Raw genomic sequence first — 17,262 nt, 5'->3', positions numbered from 1 at the left:
AAGGAGGCCAGCCCCCAGGTGCCCACCCTCACCGCGCGTGCGCGCGGCGGAGGGCAGGCAGCCAGGTGTGTCAGTAGTGCACGGACAGGCTCACGCCGCTGTAGGCGCTGAAGCCCTGGAGCAGGATCCACTGGCGGCCGGCGGTGGCCTGCGCCGCCAGGTTGCACGTCTCGTTGTTGCCTCCCAGGTAGGGCCGGCAGTTGTAGGCCGTCGTGGTGGGCGCGGCGCCAAAGCGCGTGTAGAGGTCCACGTCCCCGGTGCCGCTGGAGATGGACACCGTGGACGCGGTGCTCGCGGGCACGTCGAAGCAGTAGTACTGCTGCGAACCGGCGGCGCCGGAGAGCAGGGACACCGTGGTGTTGTTGGGCAGCAGCGTGCAGGTGGGCGGCGGTGTCGCCACGCCCACGCCCACCGCGTCCCATGCCGCGCCCACCGCGTTCTGGATGGCGGTGCTGTAGCCCAGGTTCACCGCCGCCTGCCGCGTCGCCGTCTTCGCCGCGGCGAGGGTGGTGGTGGAGGTGAAGAGGTTGGCGTTGGCGTAATAGAAGATGCGGGCCGCGGCCTGCACGCCGATGGCCGGCACGTTCACGGTCGTCTTGCCGCGCGGGTGCACGCCGCCGGTGGACAGCAGCTTGAACGCCAGGTTGGGCACTCCGGAGCCGTAGTGGACGTCCGTGGCGCTGGTGACGTCCGGGGCGTAATCCAGCGACGCGCCATCCAGCGCGGGGTCGTTCATGTAGCGCAGGGCGTCCCCGGGCGTGCTCGGCGTCCAGGCCGTCTCACCCAGCTGCCAGACGGACGCGGCGGTGCTCCAGGTGCCGGTGGCCCAGCTGGTACAGGTGGCGGCGAAGATGTCCGACAGGGACTCGTTCAGCGCGCCGGACTGGCCGCTGTAGACGAGGTCGGACGTGCTGTCCGTGACGGCGTGCGTGTACTCGTGCACCACGATGTCCGGGTCCCCGCACGGCGGCCCGAACTGGGGCAGGCTGCCGTCGCCGCACACCAGCTTCGCGCCGTCGAAGTACGCGTTCGGGTAGTTGGTGCCGTAGTGCACCTGCGCCAGCAGCTGGCCTCCCGTGCCGTTGTACGAGTCGCGGGCGAAGTTCTGCTGGAAGCAGTCGTAGAAGAGACCCAGGTTGTCGTACGTCTTGTCGATGCCCGTGTCGCCCGTGGGCAGCTGACCCTCCAGCCGGCACCAGCCGTTGGACGCACCGCCCACCGAACAGACCTTGCGGTTGCGCGCGGTGTGGATTTCAGGCGTGCGCAGCACCTCATGGCCGTCTGCCGCGCTCACGTAGACGCGGTCGCGCAGCGGCAGGCCGTCCTCGTGCTGGCCGGACACCACCACCTCGAAGGCGCGGACCAGCGCTGCTTCCGGGGCGGGACGGACGAACACCTCCCGCACCGATTCCGCGAGGCCGCCGGAGGACGCCGCCAGCGCCGCCTCGCTCGCGGCCTCCGGGCTGATGAGCGCGGGGGCCGGCAAGGGCTCGCCGTCGCGCGCGGTGCTGTTCACCGCGTACACCTGGCCCTGCGCGTCCACGTGGACGATGAGCTCCTCGTTCACCACCGGCAGGCCTGCCTTGGTCTGCCCGTAGCGCAGGTGCGTGTGGCCCAGCTCGTCCCGCTGGATGCGCTGGGGCACCACGTCCTTCGCCGTCAGCCGGAAGGCGGGCAGCACGCGCAGCAGGGTGGACTCCAGAAGCGCGTGCGCCTGCCAGGCGCTGGCCCCCGGAATGGGACGGCCCGCCGTGCCCAGCTCACCCTGGATGAACTGGGGGACGCCGTCCTCGTGCACCCCCAGCACCTGGGCGCCGGGCAGCGCGCCCAGGGCTGCCCGCAGGTCGCCCGTCCGGGCCTCGGCCGGAGCCGAAGGCGCCTCTGCGTCGGGGCCCCCCGCGCCACAGGCGGACAGCGTGAACGTCAGGCCGGCGAGGAGCCAGCGTGTCTTGCGCGTCATGAAGATGCCCCCAGTGTGACAAAGCGAGAATTTGAAGCCTGGCGAGCAAAGCATGGAGCACTGACTGTCAGGTGAATTCTCAGAAGACTGGGAGTGTTGGGAGGGAGGCCCGGGACGGAGGAGGGCACACGTCGGCGGCGGTTCACCCACCTGGGTGCTGTGCGGGCGTCCGGGCGTGAACTCCGGGCGTTGTGACGCGGGGCGCGGTGATAAGGACGGCCCCGCTGTTACCTCCCGTCACCCGTTCGCAAGGACCTTCATGCTCACGCTGCGCGGGGCTCCGGCCCTCTCCGAATTCAGGCTCGCCAAGCTGCTCGTCCGTTGCCGGGAGCGGGTGCCGACGGTGGCCACCCTCTACGCGGAGTTCGTGCACTTCGCGGACACGTCGGCGCCGCTGACGCAGGACCAGGCGGAGCGGTTGGGGCGCCTGCTGGAGTACGGCCCCCACGCGGCGAAGCGCGAGCGCACCGGCACGCTGCTCCTGGTGGTGCCGCGTCCGGGCACGGTGTCGCCCTGGGCCTCCAAGGCGACGGACATCGCGCACCACTGCGGCCTCGAGCAGGTGCGCCGCATGGAGCGCGGCGTCGCGTTCTTCCTCACCGGCCCCGGCGGCCGGCCGCTGGACGCGAACGAGGCGGAAGGGGTGCAGGCGGTGCTGCACGACCGCATGACGCAGGCGGTGCTGCCCCGGCTGGAGGACGCGGAGGTCCTCTTCCGCACGGACGCGCCCCGGCCGCTCACGCGCGTGGACGTGCTGGGCGGGGGCCGCGCGGCCCTGGTGCGGGCCAACGGCGAGCTGGGCCTGGCGCTGGCGGAGGACGAAATCGACTACCTGGTGGAGCGCTTCACGGAGCTCAAGCGCAACCCCACCGACGTGGAGTTGATGATGTTCGCGCAGGCGAACAGCGAGCACTGCCGCCATAAAATCTTCAACGCGTCGTGGACGGTGGATGGCAAGCCGCGCGAGCGCTCGCTGTTCCAGGCCATCAAGAACACCTTCGCCCAGAGCCCGGGCGGCGTGCTGTCCGCGTACAAGGACAACGCCGCCGTCATCGAGGGCTTCGAGGTGGAGCGCTTCTTCCCGCAGGGCGAGGCGCGCGAGTGGGGCACCGTGCGCGAGCCGGCCCACATCATGATGAAGGTGGAGACGCACAACCATCCCACCGCCATCTCCCCGTACCCGGGCGCGGCCACGGGCGCGGGCGGTGAGATTCGCGACGAGGGCGCCACCGGGCGCGGCGCGAAGCCGAAGGCGGGGCTCACGGGCTTCTCCGTCAGCCACCTGCGCCTGCCGGACTTCGCGCGGCCGTGGGAGGTGCCCTACGGCAAGCCGGACCGCATCGTGTCCGCGCTGGACATCATGGTGGACGGCCCGCTGGGCGGCGCGGCGTTCAACAACGAGTTCGGCCGGCCCAACCTCACCGGCTACTTCCGTAGCTTCGAGCAGCAGGTGCCCACGCCCGAGGGCGTGGAGGTGCGCGGCTACCACAAGCCCATCATGCTGGCGGGCGGCCTGGGCAACATCCGCGCGGACCACGTGAAGAAGGCCCCGCTGCGCGCGGGCGACAAGCTCATCGTGCTGGGCGGCCCGGCGATGCTCATCGGCCTGGGCGGTGGCGCGGCGTCGTCCATGGCGCAGGGCGCGAGCGCGGCGGACCTCGACTTCGCCTCCGTGCAGCGTGACAACGCGGAGATGGAGCGACGCTGCCAGGAGGTCATCGACCAGTGCTGGATGCTGGGCGACAGCAACCCCGTGCGCTCCATCCACGACGTGGGCGCGGGCGGCCTGTCCAATGCGCTGCCGGAGCTGGCGCACGACAACGCGCTGGGCGGCCGGCTGGAGCTGCGCGAGGTGCCCAACGACGAGCCGGGCATGTCCCCCGTGGAGATCTGGTGCAACGAGGCGCAGGAGCGCTACGTGCTGGGCGTGGCGCCGGAGGACCTGGCCCGCTTCGCCGCGCTGTGCGAGCGCGAGCGCGCCCCCTTCGCCGTCCTGGGCGAGGCCACCGCGGAGCAGGTGCTCACGCTCACGGACCGGACGCTGGGGGACACGCCCATCGCGCTGCCCATGGACGTCCTCTTCGGCAAGGCGCCGCGCATGCACCGCGAGGGCGTGTCGCGCCCCCTGAAGCACGCGCCGCTGAGCGTCCCGTCCGACCTGAAGGCCGCGGCGCACGCGGTGCTGTCGCACCCGACGGTGGCGGACAAGTCGTTCCTCATCACCATTGGCGACCGCTCCGTGGGCGGCCACACCGCGCGCGACCAGCTGGTGGGTCCGTGGCAGGTGCCGGTGGCGGACTGCGCGGTGACGCTGTCCTCGCTGATGTCCGACACGGGCGAGGCCATGGCGCTGGGCGAGCGCACGCCGGTGGCGCTGGTGGACGCGGCGGCCTCCGCGCGCATGGCGGTGGGCGAGGCGCTCACCAACCTGGCGGCGGCGCGCATCGCGAAGCTGTCGGACGTGAAGCTGTCCGCGAACTGGATGGCGGCGGCGGGCAGCCCCGGCGAGGACGCGAACCTCTACGCGGCGGTGCACGCGGTGGGCATGGAGCTGTGCCCGGCGCTGGGCATCGCCATCCCGGTGGGCAAGGACTCCATGTCCATGCGCACGCAGTGGCAGGAGGACGGCCAGAAGAAGGCGGTGACGGCGCCCCTGTCGCTCATCATCACCGCGTTCGCGCCGGTGCTGGACGCGCGCGTCACGCTGACGCCGCAGCCGGTGGACGTGGCGGGGGACACGCGCCTCTTGCTGCTGGACGTGGCGAAGGGCCGGCAGCGGCTGGCGGCCTCCGTGCTGGCGCAGGTGCAGCAGCAGGTGGGCCCGGAGTGCCCGGACGTGGACGACCCCGCGGCGCTGAAGGGCTTCTTCAACGCGGTGCAGGAGCTCCACGCGGCGGGCGTGCTGCTCGCGTACCACGACCGCTCCGACGGCGGCCTCTGGGCCACGCTCGCGGAGATGGCCTTCGCGGGCCACTGCGGCCTGGACGTGGACCTGTCCCCGCTGGGCGGTGACGCCGTGGCGGCCCTCTTCAACGAAGAGCTGGGCGCGGTGGTGCAGGTGCGCGCGTCGGACGTGGCGCGAGTGCGTGAAGTCCTCAGCCGCCACGGCCTGGGCGCGCACGTGCATGAGCTGGGGCGCCCCACGGCTCGGCAGGTGGTGCGCGTGCGGCACGGCGCGCGGGAGTTGCTCGCGGAGGAGACGGTGGCGCTCAAGCGCACCTGGTCGCGCGTGAGCTACGAAATCCAGAAGCTGCGTGACAACCCCACCTGCGCGGAGGAGGAGTACGCCGCCAAGTGCGACGCGCAAGACCCGGGCCTGTCGCCGGTGCTCACGTTCGACCCCACGGTGGACGTGGCGGCGCCGTACATCGCGAAGGGGGCCCGGCCTCGCGTGGCGGTGCTGCGCGAGCAGGGCGTCAACAGCCAGCAGGAGATGGCGGCGGCGTTCACGCGCGCGGGCTTCACCGCGGTGGACGTGCACATGAGCGACCTGCTGTCGGGCCGCGTGTCGCTGAAGGACTTCCACGGCGTGATGGCGTGCGGCGGCTTCAGCTACGGCGACGTGCTGGGCGCGGGCGGCGGGTGGGCCAAGTCCATCCTCTTCAACCCGCGCACGCGGGATGCCTTCTCGGAGTTCTTCGCGCGGCCGGACAGCTTCGGCCTGGGCGCGTGCAACGGCTGCCAGATGTTCGCGCAGCTGCGCGAGCTCATCCCCGGCGCGGACGCGTGGCCGCGCTTCGTGCGCAACGCGTCCGAGCAGTTCGAGGCCCGCCTGGGCACGGTGGAGATTTCTCCGTCGCCGTCGCTCTTCTACAAGGGCATGGAGGGCAGCCGGATGCTCATCGTCGTGTCGCACGGCGAGGGACGGGCGGAGTTCGCCAACGCGGAGGCCGCCGCGCGCTTCAACACCTCCGGGCTGGTGACGACGCGCTGGGTGGACAACCGGGGGCAGGTGGCGGCGAAGTACCCGGCCAACCCCAACGGCTCGCCGCACGGCATCGCGGGGCTCACCACGAAGGACGGGCGCTTCACCATCACCATGCCGCACCCGGAGCGCGTGCACCGCACCGTGCAGCACTCCTGGCACCCGGCGGAGTGGGGCGAGGACGGCCCCTGGATGCGCATGTTCCGCAACGCCCGCGTCACCCTGGGCTGACGCGGTCCCGCGAAAGGCCCCGCCTTCCTCCTGGCCGCTACTGGAGGAAGGCCGCCTTCACCGCGTTCAGCAGCGGGTTGGCCCCCGTCGCCGGGTCGGTGCACCCCTGGTTGATGGTCCAGATGATGGTGCCGCCGTAGCCCTGCGCCTTCACGAAGGCCCCCTTGGCGGCGATGGCCTGGGGGCCGTCATAGGAGATCCACGTCACCGTCCCATCCTCGACCAGGTCGGGTGGCGCGAAGGTCAGGTAGTCGGCCTTGGCGGTGTCGTCCCAGTGGTAGGTGCCCTTGGGCGCGAAGCCGAGGATCTTCTTGTACGTGAAGGAGTTGTCCCCGCCCACGTAGTCGGACCAGTCCGTGAACGGCTGGTAGGGGCCGGTGATGTGGCGCCAGGCGAGGCCATAGAAGGGGATGCCCATGCCCAGCTTCGCCTTGGGGATGCCCGCTTGCACCCACAGGGCCAGGCTGGAGGACACCGACGAGGGGCGCAGGCCGCTCTCGCCCCGCAGCGCGGACGTGTACCAGGACTGCCAGCCGTCCCACGGACCGATCATCTCATAGGTCATGACGTTGACCTGATCCAGGTAGGGCGCGAGCTGCGCGTACCAGGGGTCCGCGTCCTCGCGGAAGTTGGTGTTGATCCAGTGGATGGGGAAGGTGAGGAGCATCTTGGGGCGCGCGGCGCGCAGCTCCTTCACCAGCGCCAGCAGCTGCGGCCGGTCCGCGGTCTCCACGGGCTCCCAGTCGATGTCGAGCCCGTCGTAGCCGAAGTCGTCCATCGCCTTGAGCAGCTGGGTGACGAACTTCGCCCGGTTCGCATTGGACGCGGCGCCCACCCACCCGTCGTGCTCGCCGGAGCCTCCCACCATGATGACCGCCTTGCGGCCCGCGGCGTGGGCCCGGGTCGCCAGGGTGCGCGCGATGGCAGGCCCGTTGTCGTTGTCGAACTGGGTGTTGAGCGTTCCGTCCGTCCGGGGCGTGGCGCGGCCCACGAAGATGTGCGTGAGCGCGCTGAAGTCCACCTTTTCCGGGGGATAGTCATCCGCGTTCCAGCCGGTGTAGTAGCCCGACACCCACTTGCCCTGGCCGGAGGGGTCGGGCGGGCTCACCATCACGACGGCGGCGCCCGTGCGGGTGGGGTCCGCCTTGCTGGTGGCGATAACGCGGTAGGTCCCCGAGCTGGCAGGGGCCGTGTAGAGGCCCTGGGCGTCGATGGTGCCTCCTGCCGGGCCTTGCTCCACGGACCAGGTCACCGCCGTGTTGGAACTGCCCGTCACGGTGGCCGTGAAGGCCTGGGTCGCGCCTGGCGCCAGGCCGACGTCCGCCGGCGACACGCTGACCTTCACGCCCTCCGGAGTGGTTGGTGCCTCCACGCCAAGGTCGTCGAAGTACAAGGGCGGCAGGGTTTTGCCACTGTCCTCCTGGAGCCAGATCCCCGTGAGGACGGTCGTCCCGGCGGGCATCAGCTTCGACAGGAGGATCCGGCAGGTGGCCCACTGGTTCGCCGGGATGGCCCCGCCCGTACAGGTCGGCCCGAGCGGGACACCCGGGGATTGTTGGCCGCCAGCGACGGCGCGCACCCGCACCGCGCTGTTGCCCCCCTTCGCGCCGCCGTTCACCTTCAACACGAGCGTGTCCCCAGCCGCCACGGTCAAGCCGGGGTGGCTGAAGTAGAGCGCCTCCCAGGGCCCCATCGTCACGGAGATGGAGCGCGTGCCGCTGGCCACGGGCTTGGTGTTGTTCAGGGAGTGGACCTTGGCCCACGTCCAGTCCTGCCAGGGGACGGCCAACCGGTCTTGATAGATCCACGCCGTCACGGTGGCCGCAGCGCCTGCATCCGCCGCGGACGGGGCCCCCGCGTGGCTGAGCGTGCCCGTGAACAACAACAGGGTGCTCAGCGCCGTGAAAAGCCTCTTGGGAACTCGCCTCATCGAACTCCGCTCCTGCGCACCGCCACATGAGTTGTGGTTGGAAGAAGGAGATTCGGAGTCGGTGCCGGATTTCACACCCGGATCTGGAGGGAGGCCTGGAGCGCGGTACGAGACGGCCATGCCCTGTCTGATGGATGCAGGTGGCGCAGGTAGGAGAAGATGGGCGCCACCTGAGCCAGGGTCTGGTCGTTGAGCGCGAACTTGTCCGATGGCGCGCTTGATGACGTTGCGCTGAAGTCGGGGCGCCGGCTCGAAGCGCGTGCGGCATCGCGCGTTGAAGTGCGCCGGGTCCGCCCGACGCGGGAGCATGGAGCGCACGTGGTCCTTTCGGACCCAGGTGCGCACGGTCTCGAAGCTGTAGCCCATGTCCGCCACCGGGATGTCAGGGCGCTGCCGCGCGCGACTTCGCGGGCTTGGATTCGGACGGCGTCCAACGCGGGGACAAGGCCCATCAAGTCGCTGGCCTGATCCGCTGTCAGCGCAACAGAGAAGACATGGCGGTGGCGCTCGCAGGTGAGATGCCTCTTGGTGAAGAAGCCCCCACGCGAACGCCCCAAGGCGTGGTCTGTGGGCTCGTCGGCTCCCCTTTGGCTGCCTCCGGCGGCGGTGCGGGAGGCGCGCATGGAGGACGCTCATGTCCGACCCATCCCGAGCCCGCGGCTGCGCCTGGAGCGTGTGCCTCAGGTGCTGCCAGATGCCGTCCTTTCGCCACCGCACGTAGCGGTCATGAACGGTCTGCCAGGGGCCGTAGCGCGAAGGCAGATCGCCAGCACGAGCCCCGTGAGCGCCCCCAGTGCCAGCACGACGAATCACCACTGCTTCAAAGGTCTTCCCACGGCACTGTCTCGGAAGGTGAGCGCTTGTGCTCACACGCCGCGCGGGTTGGCGGGTGCCATGAGCGTCGGGGTGGGGGATGCGCCGGGCACCCGGACCGGGGTGGCACCGGCGTCGCCCTGGGGGACGGGCTACGGAAGGAACGCCACCTTCACCGCGTCCAGCAGCGGGTTGGCGCCGGTCTCCGGGTCGATGCACCCCTGGTTGAGCGTCCAGACGATGGTGCCGCCGTAGCCCTCTGCCTTCACGAAGGCCCCCTTGGCGGCGATGGCCTGCGGGCTGTCGTAGGAGATCCACGTCACCGTCCCGTCCTCCACCAGCTTGTCCCTGGCGAACGTCACGTAGCTGGCCTGGGCCTTCTCATCCCACTGGTACGTCCCCTGCTTCGAATAGCGGAGGATCTTCTTGTAGGTGAAGGAGTTGTCCCCGCCCACGTAGTCGGACCAGTCGGTGAAGGGCTGGTAGGGGCCGGTGATGTGTCGCCAGGCGAGTCCGTAGAAGGGGATGCCGATGCCCAGCCTCGCCTTGGGGATGCCGGCCTTCACCCACAGCTCCAGGCTGGACGCGATGGACGTGGGGTGCAGTCCCTGTTCGCCCTTGAGCGCGGACGTGTGCCAGGACTTCCAGCCGTCCCACGCGCCAATCATTTCGTAGGACATCAGGTTCATCTGGTCGAAGTGCGTCGCCAGCTCCGCGAACCAAGGGTCCGCGTCGGTGGGGAAGTTGGTGTTGATCCAATGGAGCGGGAAGGTGAGGAGCATCCTCGGCCGCGCCTGTCGCAGGGCCTTCACCAGGGCCAGCAGTTGGGGCCGGTCCTCCTTCTTCACGGGCTCCCAGTCCAGGTCCAACCCGTCGTAGCCGAAGTCGTCCATCGCCTTGAGCAGCGAGCGGACAAACTTCGCGCGGTTCGCGTCGGACGCCGCGCCCACCCAGCCGTCATGCTCACCGGAGCCGCCTACCATGATGAGCGCCTTGCGGCCCGCGGCATGCGCGCGCTTGGACAGCGTGCGGGCGATCTCCGGCCCCCGGTCGTTGTCGAACTGCGTGCTCAGCGTGCCGTCCGCCTTCGGTGTGACGCGGCCCACGAGGATGTGCGTGAGCGCGCTGAAGTCCACCTTCTCCGGCGGATAGTCGTCCGCGTTCCATCCGGTGTAGTAGCCCGACACCCACTTGCCGCCCGGTCCCGGGTGTCCGCTCGCGACCGGGGATGCGCCCACCACCACGCTGGCCGCGGCCAGTTGGCTCGGGTCCGCCTTGCTCCGGGCCAGCACCCGGTACGTGCCCGGCTTGCGGGGCGCGGTGTAGACGCCGGCCGCGCTGACGGTTCCGCGCTCGTTGCCAGGCTCCACGCTCCAGGTCACCTCCGCGTCCGGGCTGTTCGTCACGGTGGCGCGGAAGGCGTGCGTGGCGCCCGGTGCCAGCAAGACAGAGGACGTCTCCAGCGTGAGGCTCACCGGCCGTGGGCCCTGCTCGACGCCAATGTCATCGAAGAAGAGGGGAGGCAGCGTCTTGCCGCTGTCCTCTTGGAGCCACAGCCCGGTGATGCGCGTGCGCCCTTCGGGCAACAGCTTCGCCATCGGAACACGGCACGTCGTCCACTTCCGGGCCGGGATGGCGCCGCCGTCGCAGGTGGGGCCGAGTGGAGCGCCCACGGGCTGTTCGGATCCGATGACAACGCGCGCGCGTATCGCAGCGTTCGCGCCATTCTTCCCGCCGTGCACTTTCAGCACCAGCGTGTCCTCGGGTGACACGTCGAAACCCGGGTGGCCGAAGTACAGCGCCTCCCACGGCCCCAGCGTCACGGAGATGGCGTGCGTGCCGGCAGCGCCCTGGACGGTGGCACTCATCGCGTGCACGCCGGCCCACGTCAGGTCCTCCCAGGGCGAGACCAGCCGGTCCTGGTAGAGCCACGTCACCTGGGGGGGAATGGGCGGTGTGGCCTGCGGAGGTGGCGCCCCCTGGGAAACGCCGCCCAACAAGAGCGCGGTGAGCAGAACCCGGAGTCCGGCCGGAGGTCGTCGCATGGTCCTCCATCCTCACAGAGGAGGGGGCGACGCGTCCTGCCCCAAGAGGCCAGACGGGGCGCCGGGAATCCATCAATCAGCCTCGCGACCCGAGATTCTCCGTGACACCGCGCGCCTTGGCGGAACGCCGCAACGAGGGCCACGTGATTCCGAAGCGGGCATACAGGTGGTCCACGGACAGGGGCCCTCTGCCGGGAGCGATGTCCGCGAACTGGTCCGACTGTCGGACCAGTTCGCGCCCCCTGCCACCGGAGGCCGCGCCATCCCGAAGAGTGCTGAGCCCGGTGGGCCCTCGCGTCCATGTCAGACCCCTGTGGTTGGATGGGCGAAGCATGGGCGAGAAGGGCGGCGGCGATGGTGCGGGTAGGGCTCGTGGCGTACGTGGAGGAGCAGATCGAGCAGGACATTTCGCTGGGGCGGCTGCCGAGCAACGGGCGCCTGGCCTCGGAGCGGATGATGGCTCGGCGCTATGGGGTGAGCCGGGGCACGGTGCGCGAGGCCTTGCGGCGGTTGGCGGCGCGGGGCCTGGTGGTGCAGCGTTCCGGACGCCAGGCACGCGCGGTAGCACTGGACGAGTCTTTGACGCTTGAGAACCTGGGCCTGGCGCTGCATGACGAGCGCCCCCAGGAATGTCGGCGACTTCTGGAGGGCTTCTTCAGCCTCAAGCGCCAAGTGCTGGTAGAGCTGTTGCTCGACTGCTGCCCGAAGGCTTTTCTCATCGAGTTGGGGGTGCTGACGGACCTCTGCTTCCAGCTCTGGGATGCGGCGCGCTGGCATCCGGGAGAGCGCTGCGCGCAGCTGGAGTTCGAGCTGTTGCGGCAGGCGGCCCAGGTGGCTGGACGTCCCGGGCATCTGCTCCTCATCCTGTCGCTGCAACGGGCCTTGAGGGGCAACGCGGCCCTGCTGATGACCTTCATGGGCGGCGAATCGCTGCGTGAGTGGGCCATCTGCGCGAGCCATGCCCTGGACGAACGCGACAGCCAGACGCTCCAGCATCAGCTGCCGGGGTTGTTGAAGGCGTGTGATGACCTGGTCCTCAACCAATTCGTTCCGGTTCCCCAGGAGCATGCCTCCAGTGAGGCGCACCCCGCTCAGGAGCACAGCCTCACCGCCCCCGTGTCAGCCTCCGCGCAGGGGGATGCGCTGGAGACGTTCCCCTGCGTCGAGGAGCGTGGCCCTGGCTGTCTCCTGTCGACCACCGCGCAGGGGGATGCGCTGCTGGAGGTACTCCCTGACGTTGAGACGCATGAAGCCCGCGCGCCCGCGTCAGCCACCGCGCAGGACGATGCTCCGCCCGAGGCACTTCCCTGCGGTGAGTCGCGTGGCTTCGGTGACCTCGTTTCCGCCACCGGGCAGGACGATGCGCCAACGGCACGCTCTTTTGCCGAGGAGCGTGGACCTGGCCCCATCGCGCCAGCCGCGAAGGAGAACGGGCCGCTCGGACTTCCAGCGGGTCTTCATGGGCGGGCTCTTCCCAGGGAGCCGGACAGCGAGGTGCCGGGAGGACCATCCACTTTAGAGGCCGTCTTCTGCGAGCCCGTTGGTGAGGGCTCTGGGAGAGACGTGACGGGCGCGACCTTGGGCCCCTTGTCCGACTGCCGGACGCGTGGGGACGCATCGTCATTGGACGGAGGTCTCCAGTTCGAGGGGGCACCCACCGGCTCCCGCGGACAAACCCGCGGGGCGGTGTGCGAGGAGGGCGGACTGCCTCACGGTGCTCGGAGCCCTCTGGGCCGGTGGGCCATGCGTCTCTGGTGCTTCATTGCCCGGTCCCTTGGGCTTCCAGATTCGTGAGCGCCGGTGACCTCACGCGCCGGGCTCCGGATGTGTCAACGAACTTTCGGTGACCGGCTCAGGCTCGGACCAGCTCGATGGGGCTGCCTTCGGGGACGTGCTTCATCGCCACGGAGTTCATGCAGTAGCGCAGCCCCGTAGGCGGCGGGCCGTCCGGGAACACGTGGCCCAGGTGGCCGTCGCAGCGCGCGCAGCGGACCTCGGTGCGGATCATCCCGTGCGACACGTCGCGGATCTCCGTCACGGAGTCCTCTGACAGCGTCTGCGTGAAGGACGGCCAGCCCGTGCCGGACTCGAACTTCGTCCCTGACTTGAACAGCGGGTTGTTGCAGCCCGCGCACACGTAGGTGCCCGGCGTCTTGGTGCCGAGGAAACAGCCAGAGCCCGGGTACTCGGTGCCGTGCTGACGCAGCACCTGGAACTCCTCGGGGGTGAGGCGCTTGCGCCACTCCTCGTTGGAAAGGTTGAGCTTGTCCGCCATGGGTCCTCCTCCACGTTTCGGGCCTGAAGCCCGGAGCACGGCCTTGGATGCACCGCCGGCCTTTGCGTCGCACCCTATACCAGGGAGGCAGTCAGGCGGTTGACACCCGGGCCCTGCCACATGCGGCACGGCAGGCCTTGCGGTGCAGGGCCTGATGGCCCGTGTGCCATTTGTACTCCTCCAGGACGCGGTGCGCGCCACGAGGAGGCAGGCCGATGCGGATTTCGGAGTTGATGCACACGGACGTGAAGACCATCGACGCGGATGAGTGCCTGCGCTCCGCCGCCGAGCGGCTGACCACCTCCAGCCTGGGCGCGCTGCCCGTCACGGAGCACGGCCAGGTGGTGGGCCTGCTCACCGACTCGGAGCTCTCCCTGTGCTCCACCGTCCACGGGCACGACCCTGACGTCACCACCGTGCGGGAGGCGATGACGGCGCCGCTCGTCACCTGCTCGGAGGATGAACCGCTGGAGGCCGGTGAGCGCCTGATGGAGCAGCATCACCTGAACCGGCTGGTGGTCGTGGACGCGGACCACCACGCGGTGGGCCTGCTGCGCCGGGACGACGTCGCCTCCGAGCCCCTCACGCTGCTGCGGCCCGGCGAGCCGCTGGAGCACCTGAGCCTGTATTCCTGAACTCCGGCCCGACGCTCCCTTCGTGGAGAAGGGAACGCCGGGCCGACGGGCTCTCGCTCAGCCCGCCACGGCCGGCTGGCACGCGGCGGACAGCCACGCCACGGCGTCATCCCAGGGCAGGTCGCGCTGGGAGCCGTCGCGCTGCCGCAGGCGGACGCCCTTCGACTCCACCTCGCGGCCACCCACCACCGCGAGGAACGGCACGCCGTCCTCGTGCGAGCCCAGGACCTTCTTCGACAGCGACTCGTCCCGCACGTCCGCCCGAGCACGGCAGCCGGCCAGCCGTAGCCGCGCCGCCAGCGCCTCCGCGTAGTCGGCGGCCCCCGCGCCCACGGAGGCCACCACCACCTGCTCCGGCGCGAGCCACGCGGGCAGCGCACCTCCGTGATGCTCCAGCAACATGCCGATGAACCGCTCCAGGCTGCCGAACAGCGCGCGGTGAAGCATCACCGGGCGCAGGCGCTCTCCGGACGCCCCGACGTAGTGCAGGTCGAAGCGCTCCGGCAGCACCAGGTCCAGCTGGATCGTCCCGCACTGCCACGCGCGGCCCAGCCGGTCCTTCAAAACGAACTCCAGCTTGGGCCCGTAGAAGGCGCCCTGGCCGGGCTGGTCCTCGTACACCAGCCCCGCCTGCTTCGCCGCGGACTGGAGCCACGCCTCCGCCTGGTCCCACAGCACGTCACTGCCGGCGCGCATCGCCGGACGGCTGGAGAAGGCCACCTGCACGTCGTCGAAGCCGAAGCCCGCGTAGAACGCCTTGAGCGAGCGCACGAAGCGGACCACCTCCGCCTCCACCTGCTCCGCCGCGCAGAAGATGTGGCCGTCGTCCTGCGTGAACTGGCGCAGGCGGAACAGCCCGTGCAGCGCGCCGCTGGGCTCGCTGCGGTGCACCAGCCCGAACTCCCCCAGACGCAGGGGCAGGTCGCGGTGGCTGGGCGCCATGCGCTGCACCAGCTGGATGTGGCCAGGGCAGCTCACCGGCTTGAGGGCCAGGTGCCGGTCGCCTTCAGGCAGGCAGAACATGTTCTCGCGGAAGTTCTCCCAGTGGCCGCTCTGCTCCCACAGCGGCTGGGAGCACAGCTGCGGCGTACGGACTTCGCGGTAGCCCTCCTCGCGCATGCGCAGGCGGACGTGGTCCTCCAACAGCCGGTACAGCATCAGTCCGCGAGGGTGCCAGAACACCATGCCCGGGGCCTCCTCCTGCAGGTGGAAGAGGTCCAGGCGCTGGCCCAGCGCGCGGTGGTCGTGTTCGTCGAGCATTGTCGTCTCCGTGTGTCGGTCGGGATGAAGCAGCCGGGGCCGGACACGGGGCGTGTGAGGTTGCACGGTCGCCCCGGCCGGAACTCGGCGGGGCGGGAAACCGTGCGCTCGTCAGGCTACCGACACGCGCACCGGACCCACGCCCGCCGAAGCGGTGGTGGTGGTCTGGGTCGCGGTGGTGTGGATGACGAGGCTCACGGGACAACAAGTGCTCCCGGCCGCACGGAAAGTCAAGCCGTGCGCCGGGGCAGGGTGCATCAGCCCAACAGGGCCAGCAGGCCGGCGAGGCCGACGAAGAGGTAGAAGAGCGACTCGCCCGCGATGAGGCCGCCGCCCACCAGGGACATGGTGCTCATGTCCTCCGGCAGCACCGCCTCGCCGGGCGCGGGCTCCCTCCGGAAACGCTTGGAGACGGTGTTGAAGACGGACGTGAGGATGCCGCCCATGCCGAACCAGATGGCCGCGGGCAGCGCGATGAAGCCGCCGAACGCGAGCGCGTAGGGACTGGCCAGCACCATCGAGTCCATCGTCCAGCCCACGCCGAACCCCGTGCGCGACCCCTGCACGAAGCGCAGGTAGGCCGGATGCCGGCGGACGACCTTGCGGATGACCTCCAGCGTGAAGCCGATGGACAGGCCCACGAGCAGCGCCGTCACCTTGTGCGCCGACAGCGCGCCCAGGTCGCGGATGGCGCCCACGAACTTGTACGTCATCGCGGAGCTCCACTGGGCCACCTTCACGTCCGGGTGATCCAACTGGTTGACGGACAGCACGGGGTAGGCGCCCATGAACACGCGCGCCAGCACCACGCACAGCACCGCGCCCATGAAGATGCCCAGCACCTGGTAGCGGAACTGCACCACGCGGTTGGTGCCCAGGCGCCAACCGGTGGAGCGGTCCTGCTGCATGTCGCAGCCCACCGACGTGGAGATGAGCAGGATGGAGGACGCCATCAGGCCCACCAGCGGATCCTTCAGGCCCAGCAGCGACATCAGCAACACCGACATCACGAACGCGCTGGAGATGGGGTTGTTGTCGCTGATGCCGTAGGCGATGCCGTTGATCAGCACGAACAGCAGCGACAGCGCGAGCCCGAAGAGGATGAAGCCCGCGGGCTGGTGCAGCACCTGCGTGGCCACCACCACCACGGCCGCGCCCCAGCCCACCACCCAGGCGATGAGGCGGGGCACGTTGACCTTCTTCCACGCGGGCTCGGTGTCCGCCGGTGCCTGCGCGCGGCCCCGGATGCGGTCCACCGCCTGCACCGCGAGCAGCGCCAGGTCCACCAGCGCCGCGCCGCAGATCATCGCCAGCGACACCAGGAAGCCGACCTTGCGGTAGGGATCATTCGGGCCCAGCCACCCGATGCGCTGCAGGTACGGGCTGATGGCGTAACCGATGAGCCCCATGAGCATGGCGGGCACGGTGATGCGGCTGCCCACCACCATGCCGGCGCCCACAGTGGAGCTGCTCACGCTCAGCGCGGCGATGGCGGCCACCTTCTCCGTGAGCCACGCGGCCAGTATGCCCAGGCCGGTGCCGCCGCCCAGCTTCGCGATGGAGGCCTTGAGCAGGCGCTTGTCCGTGAGCGCTCGCAGGATGTTGGCCACCGCGTAGCCGGACGGGTAGTCCAGCTGGAGCCGGTCCACGAGCAGCGGCGTGTAGAGCATGCCCACGCCCACGCCGAACATGCCCACGCACCCGACGAAGAGCATCAGCTGCCACGCGGGCGGCTGGGGCATGCCCAGCCACACCATGGACTGGATGAGCACGGACATGGCGCACAGCGAGGCCACCGACGCGGCCATCGTCTGCATGTAGTTGGCGCCGTGCTTGCCCTCCGCGCCGTAGCCGTAGGTGACGACGCTGCCGAGGATGCCGGAGAGCACCTGGCTGGCGACGAAGAAGCCCAGGCTGAAGTTCATGTACGACGCGGCCACGCCGCCCAGCGGGCCCAGGATGAAGATGGCCACCGAGGCGAGCAGCAGGTGGTACTTCCACGTGCCCACCGCGGGCAGGAAGCGGAAGCGCGGCGTGACGGCGTCAGGCACGGAGGACAACGGAGCGGAAGGCTCCGGCGGGAGCGGCTCGGCGGGGTGGGCCATGGGTGCGGGGAGGGTACTGGCCTCGCTGGGGGGCCCACAACCCGCCCCGGCCCGGGCGGCCCGGCGGCCGGTCGCAAGCGCAG

9 protein-coding genes are annotated in these 17,262 nt (G+C 70.3%); 3 read left to right on the top strand and 6 right to left on the bottom strand.

Translation table 11 applies throughout. From position 1 onward, the window contains the following. Positions 1 to 70: 70 nt before the first annotated feature. Positions 71 to 1,960 carry a M4 family metallopeptidase gene (locus AABA78_RS03645; RefSeq protein WP_338261635.1) on the bottom strand — a complete coding sequence of 630 codons (1,890 nt, stop codon included), beginning with the start codon at positions 1,958 to 1,960 and terminating at the stop codon, positions 71 to 73. 259 nt (positions 1,961 to 2,219) lie between these two features. Here AABA78_RS03645 and purL point away from each other — a divergent pair, with 259 nt between their 5' ends. Continuing rightward, a complete protein-coding gene (gene purL, locus AABA78_RS03640) occupies positions 2,220 to 6,116 on the top strand; it encodes a phosphoribosylformylglycinamidine synthase (protein WP_338261634.1) in 3,897 nt (1,298 codons plus the stop codon). Between the two features lie 37 nt (positions 6,117 to 6,153). Here purL and AABA78_RS03635 read toward each other — a convergent pair whose 3' ends face one another. Both AABA78_RS03635 and AABA78_RS03630 read right to left on the bottom strand, forming a co-directional pair. Further along, positions 6,154 to 8,046: a glycosyl hydrolase family 18 protein gene (locus AABA78_RS03635; RefSeq protein WP_338261633.1), complete on the bottom strand. Its 1,893-nt coding sequence runs from the start codon at positions 8,044 to 8,046 to the stop codon at positions 6,154 to 6,156. Positions 8,047 to 9,011: 965 nt separating this feature from the next. After that, positions 9,012 to 10,904 carry a glycoside hydrolase family 18 protein gene (locus tag AABA78_RS03630; protein ID WP_338261632.1) on the bottom strand — a complete coding sequence of 631 codons (1,893 nt, stop codon included), beginning with the start codon at positions 10,902 to 10,904 and terminating at the stop codon, positions 9,012 to 9,014. A 372-nt stretch (positions 10,905 to 11,276) separates the two neighbouring features. Between AABA78_RS03630 and AABA78_RS03625 the strand changes: the two genes are divergently transcribed. Further along, complete coding sequence (locus AABA78_RS03625) at positions 11,277 to 12,698, top strand: GntR family transcriptional regulator (protein WP_338261631.1); 1,422 nt, start codon at positions 11,277 to 11,279, stop codon at positions 12,696 to 12,698. A gap of 58 nt (positions 12,699 to 12,756) precedes the next feature. Here AABA78_RS03625 and msrB read toward each other — a convergent pair whose 3' ends face one another. Continuing rightward, positions 12,757 to 13,179 carry a peptide-methionine (R)-S-oxide reductase MsrB gene (msrB, locus tag AABA78_RS03620; RefSeq protein WP_120526020.1) on the bottom strand — a complete coding sequence of 141 codons (423 nt, stop codon included), beginning with the start codon at positions 13,177 to 13,179 and terminating at the stop codon, positions 12,757 to 12,759. 215 nt (positions 13,180 to 13,394) lie between these two features. Here msrB and AABA78_RS03615 point away from each other — a divergent pair, with 215 nt between their 5' ends. Further along, positions 13,395 to 13,814, top strand: a complete 420-nt coding sequence (locus AABA78_RS03615) for a CBS domain-containing protein (protein ID WP_338261630.1) — start codon at positions 13,395 to 13,397, stop codon at positions 13,812 to 13,814. 57 nt (positions 13,815 to 13,871) lie between these two features. Here the strand turns inward: AABA78_RS03615 and thrS are convergent, their stop codons facing one another. Together thrS and AABA78_RS03605 are read right to left on the bottom strand one after the other, a co-directional pair. Next, positions 13,872 to 15,074, bottom strand: a complete 1,203-nt coding sequence (gene thrS / locus AABA78_RS03610; protein ID WP_338261629.1) for a threonine--tRNA ligase — start codon at positions 15,072 to 15,074, stop codon at positions 13,872 to 13,874. A 257-nt stretch (positions 15,075 to 15,331) separates the two neighbouring features. Beyond that, entirely contained in the window at positions 15,332 to 17,179 is a 1,848-nt protein-coding gene (locus tag AABA78_RS03605) for an OPT/YSL family transporter (protein WP_338261628.1), read from the bottom strand. Positions 17,180 to 17,262: the final 83 nt, after the last annotated feature.

The sequence above is a fragment of the Corallococcus caeni genome, assembly GCF_036245865.1.
GTDB classification, from domain to species: domain Bacteria; phylum Myxococcota; class Myxococcia; order Myxococcales; family Myxococcaceae; genus Corallococcus; species Corallococcus caeni.
The sequence above is the reverse complement of the archived record's forward strand: the minus strand, read 5'-3'. Positions and strand labels throughout refer to the sequence as shown.

Coding starts and splice junctions, on each gene's coding strand:
- AABA78_RS03645 (WP_338261635.1), bottom strand. CDS start 1,960: ATGACGCGCAAGACACGCTGGCTCCTCGCCGGCCTGACGTTCACGCTG.
- purL (WP_338261634.1), top strand. CDS start 2,220: ATGCTCACGCTGCGCGGGGCTCCGGCCCTCTCCGAATTCAGGCTCGCC.
- AABA78_RS03605 (WP_338261628.1), bottom strand. CDS start 17,179: ATGGCCCACCCCGCCGAGCCGCTCCCGCCGGAGCCTTCCGCTCCGTTG.
- AABA78_RS03630 (WP_338261632.1), bottom strand. CDS start 10,904: ATGCGACGACCTCCGGCCGGACTCCGGGTTCTGCTCACCGCGCTCTTG.
- thrS (WP_338261629.1), bottom strand. CDS start 15,074: ATGCTCGACGAACACGACCACCGCGCGCTGGGCCAGCGCCTGGACCTC.
- AABA78_RS03615 (WP_338261630.1), top strand. CDS start 13,395: ATGCGGATTTCGGAGTTGATGCACACGGACGTGAAGACCATCGACGCG.
- AABA78_RS03635 (WP_338261633.1), bottom strand. CDS start 8,046: ATGAGGCGAGTTCCCAAGAGGCTTTTCACGGCGCTGAGCACCCTGTTG.
- msrB (WP_120526020.1), bottom strand. CDS start 13,179: ATGGCGGACAAGCTCAACCTTTCCAACGAGGAGTGGCGCAAGCGCCTC.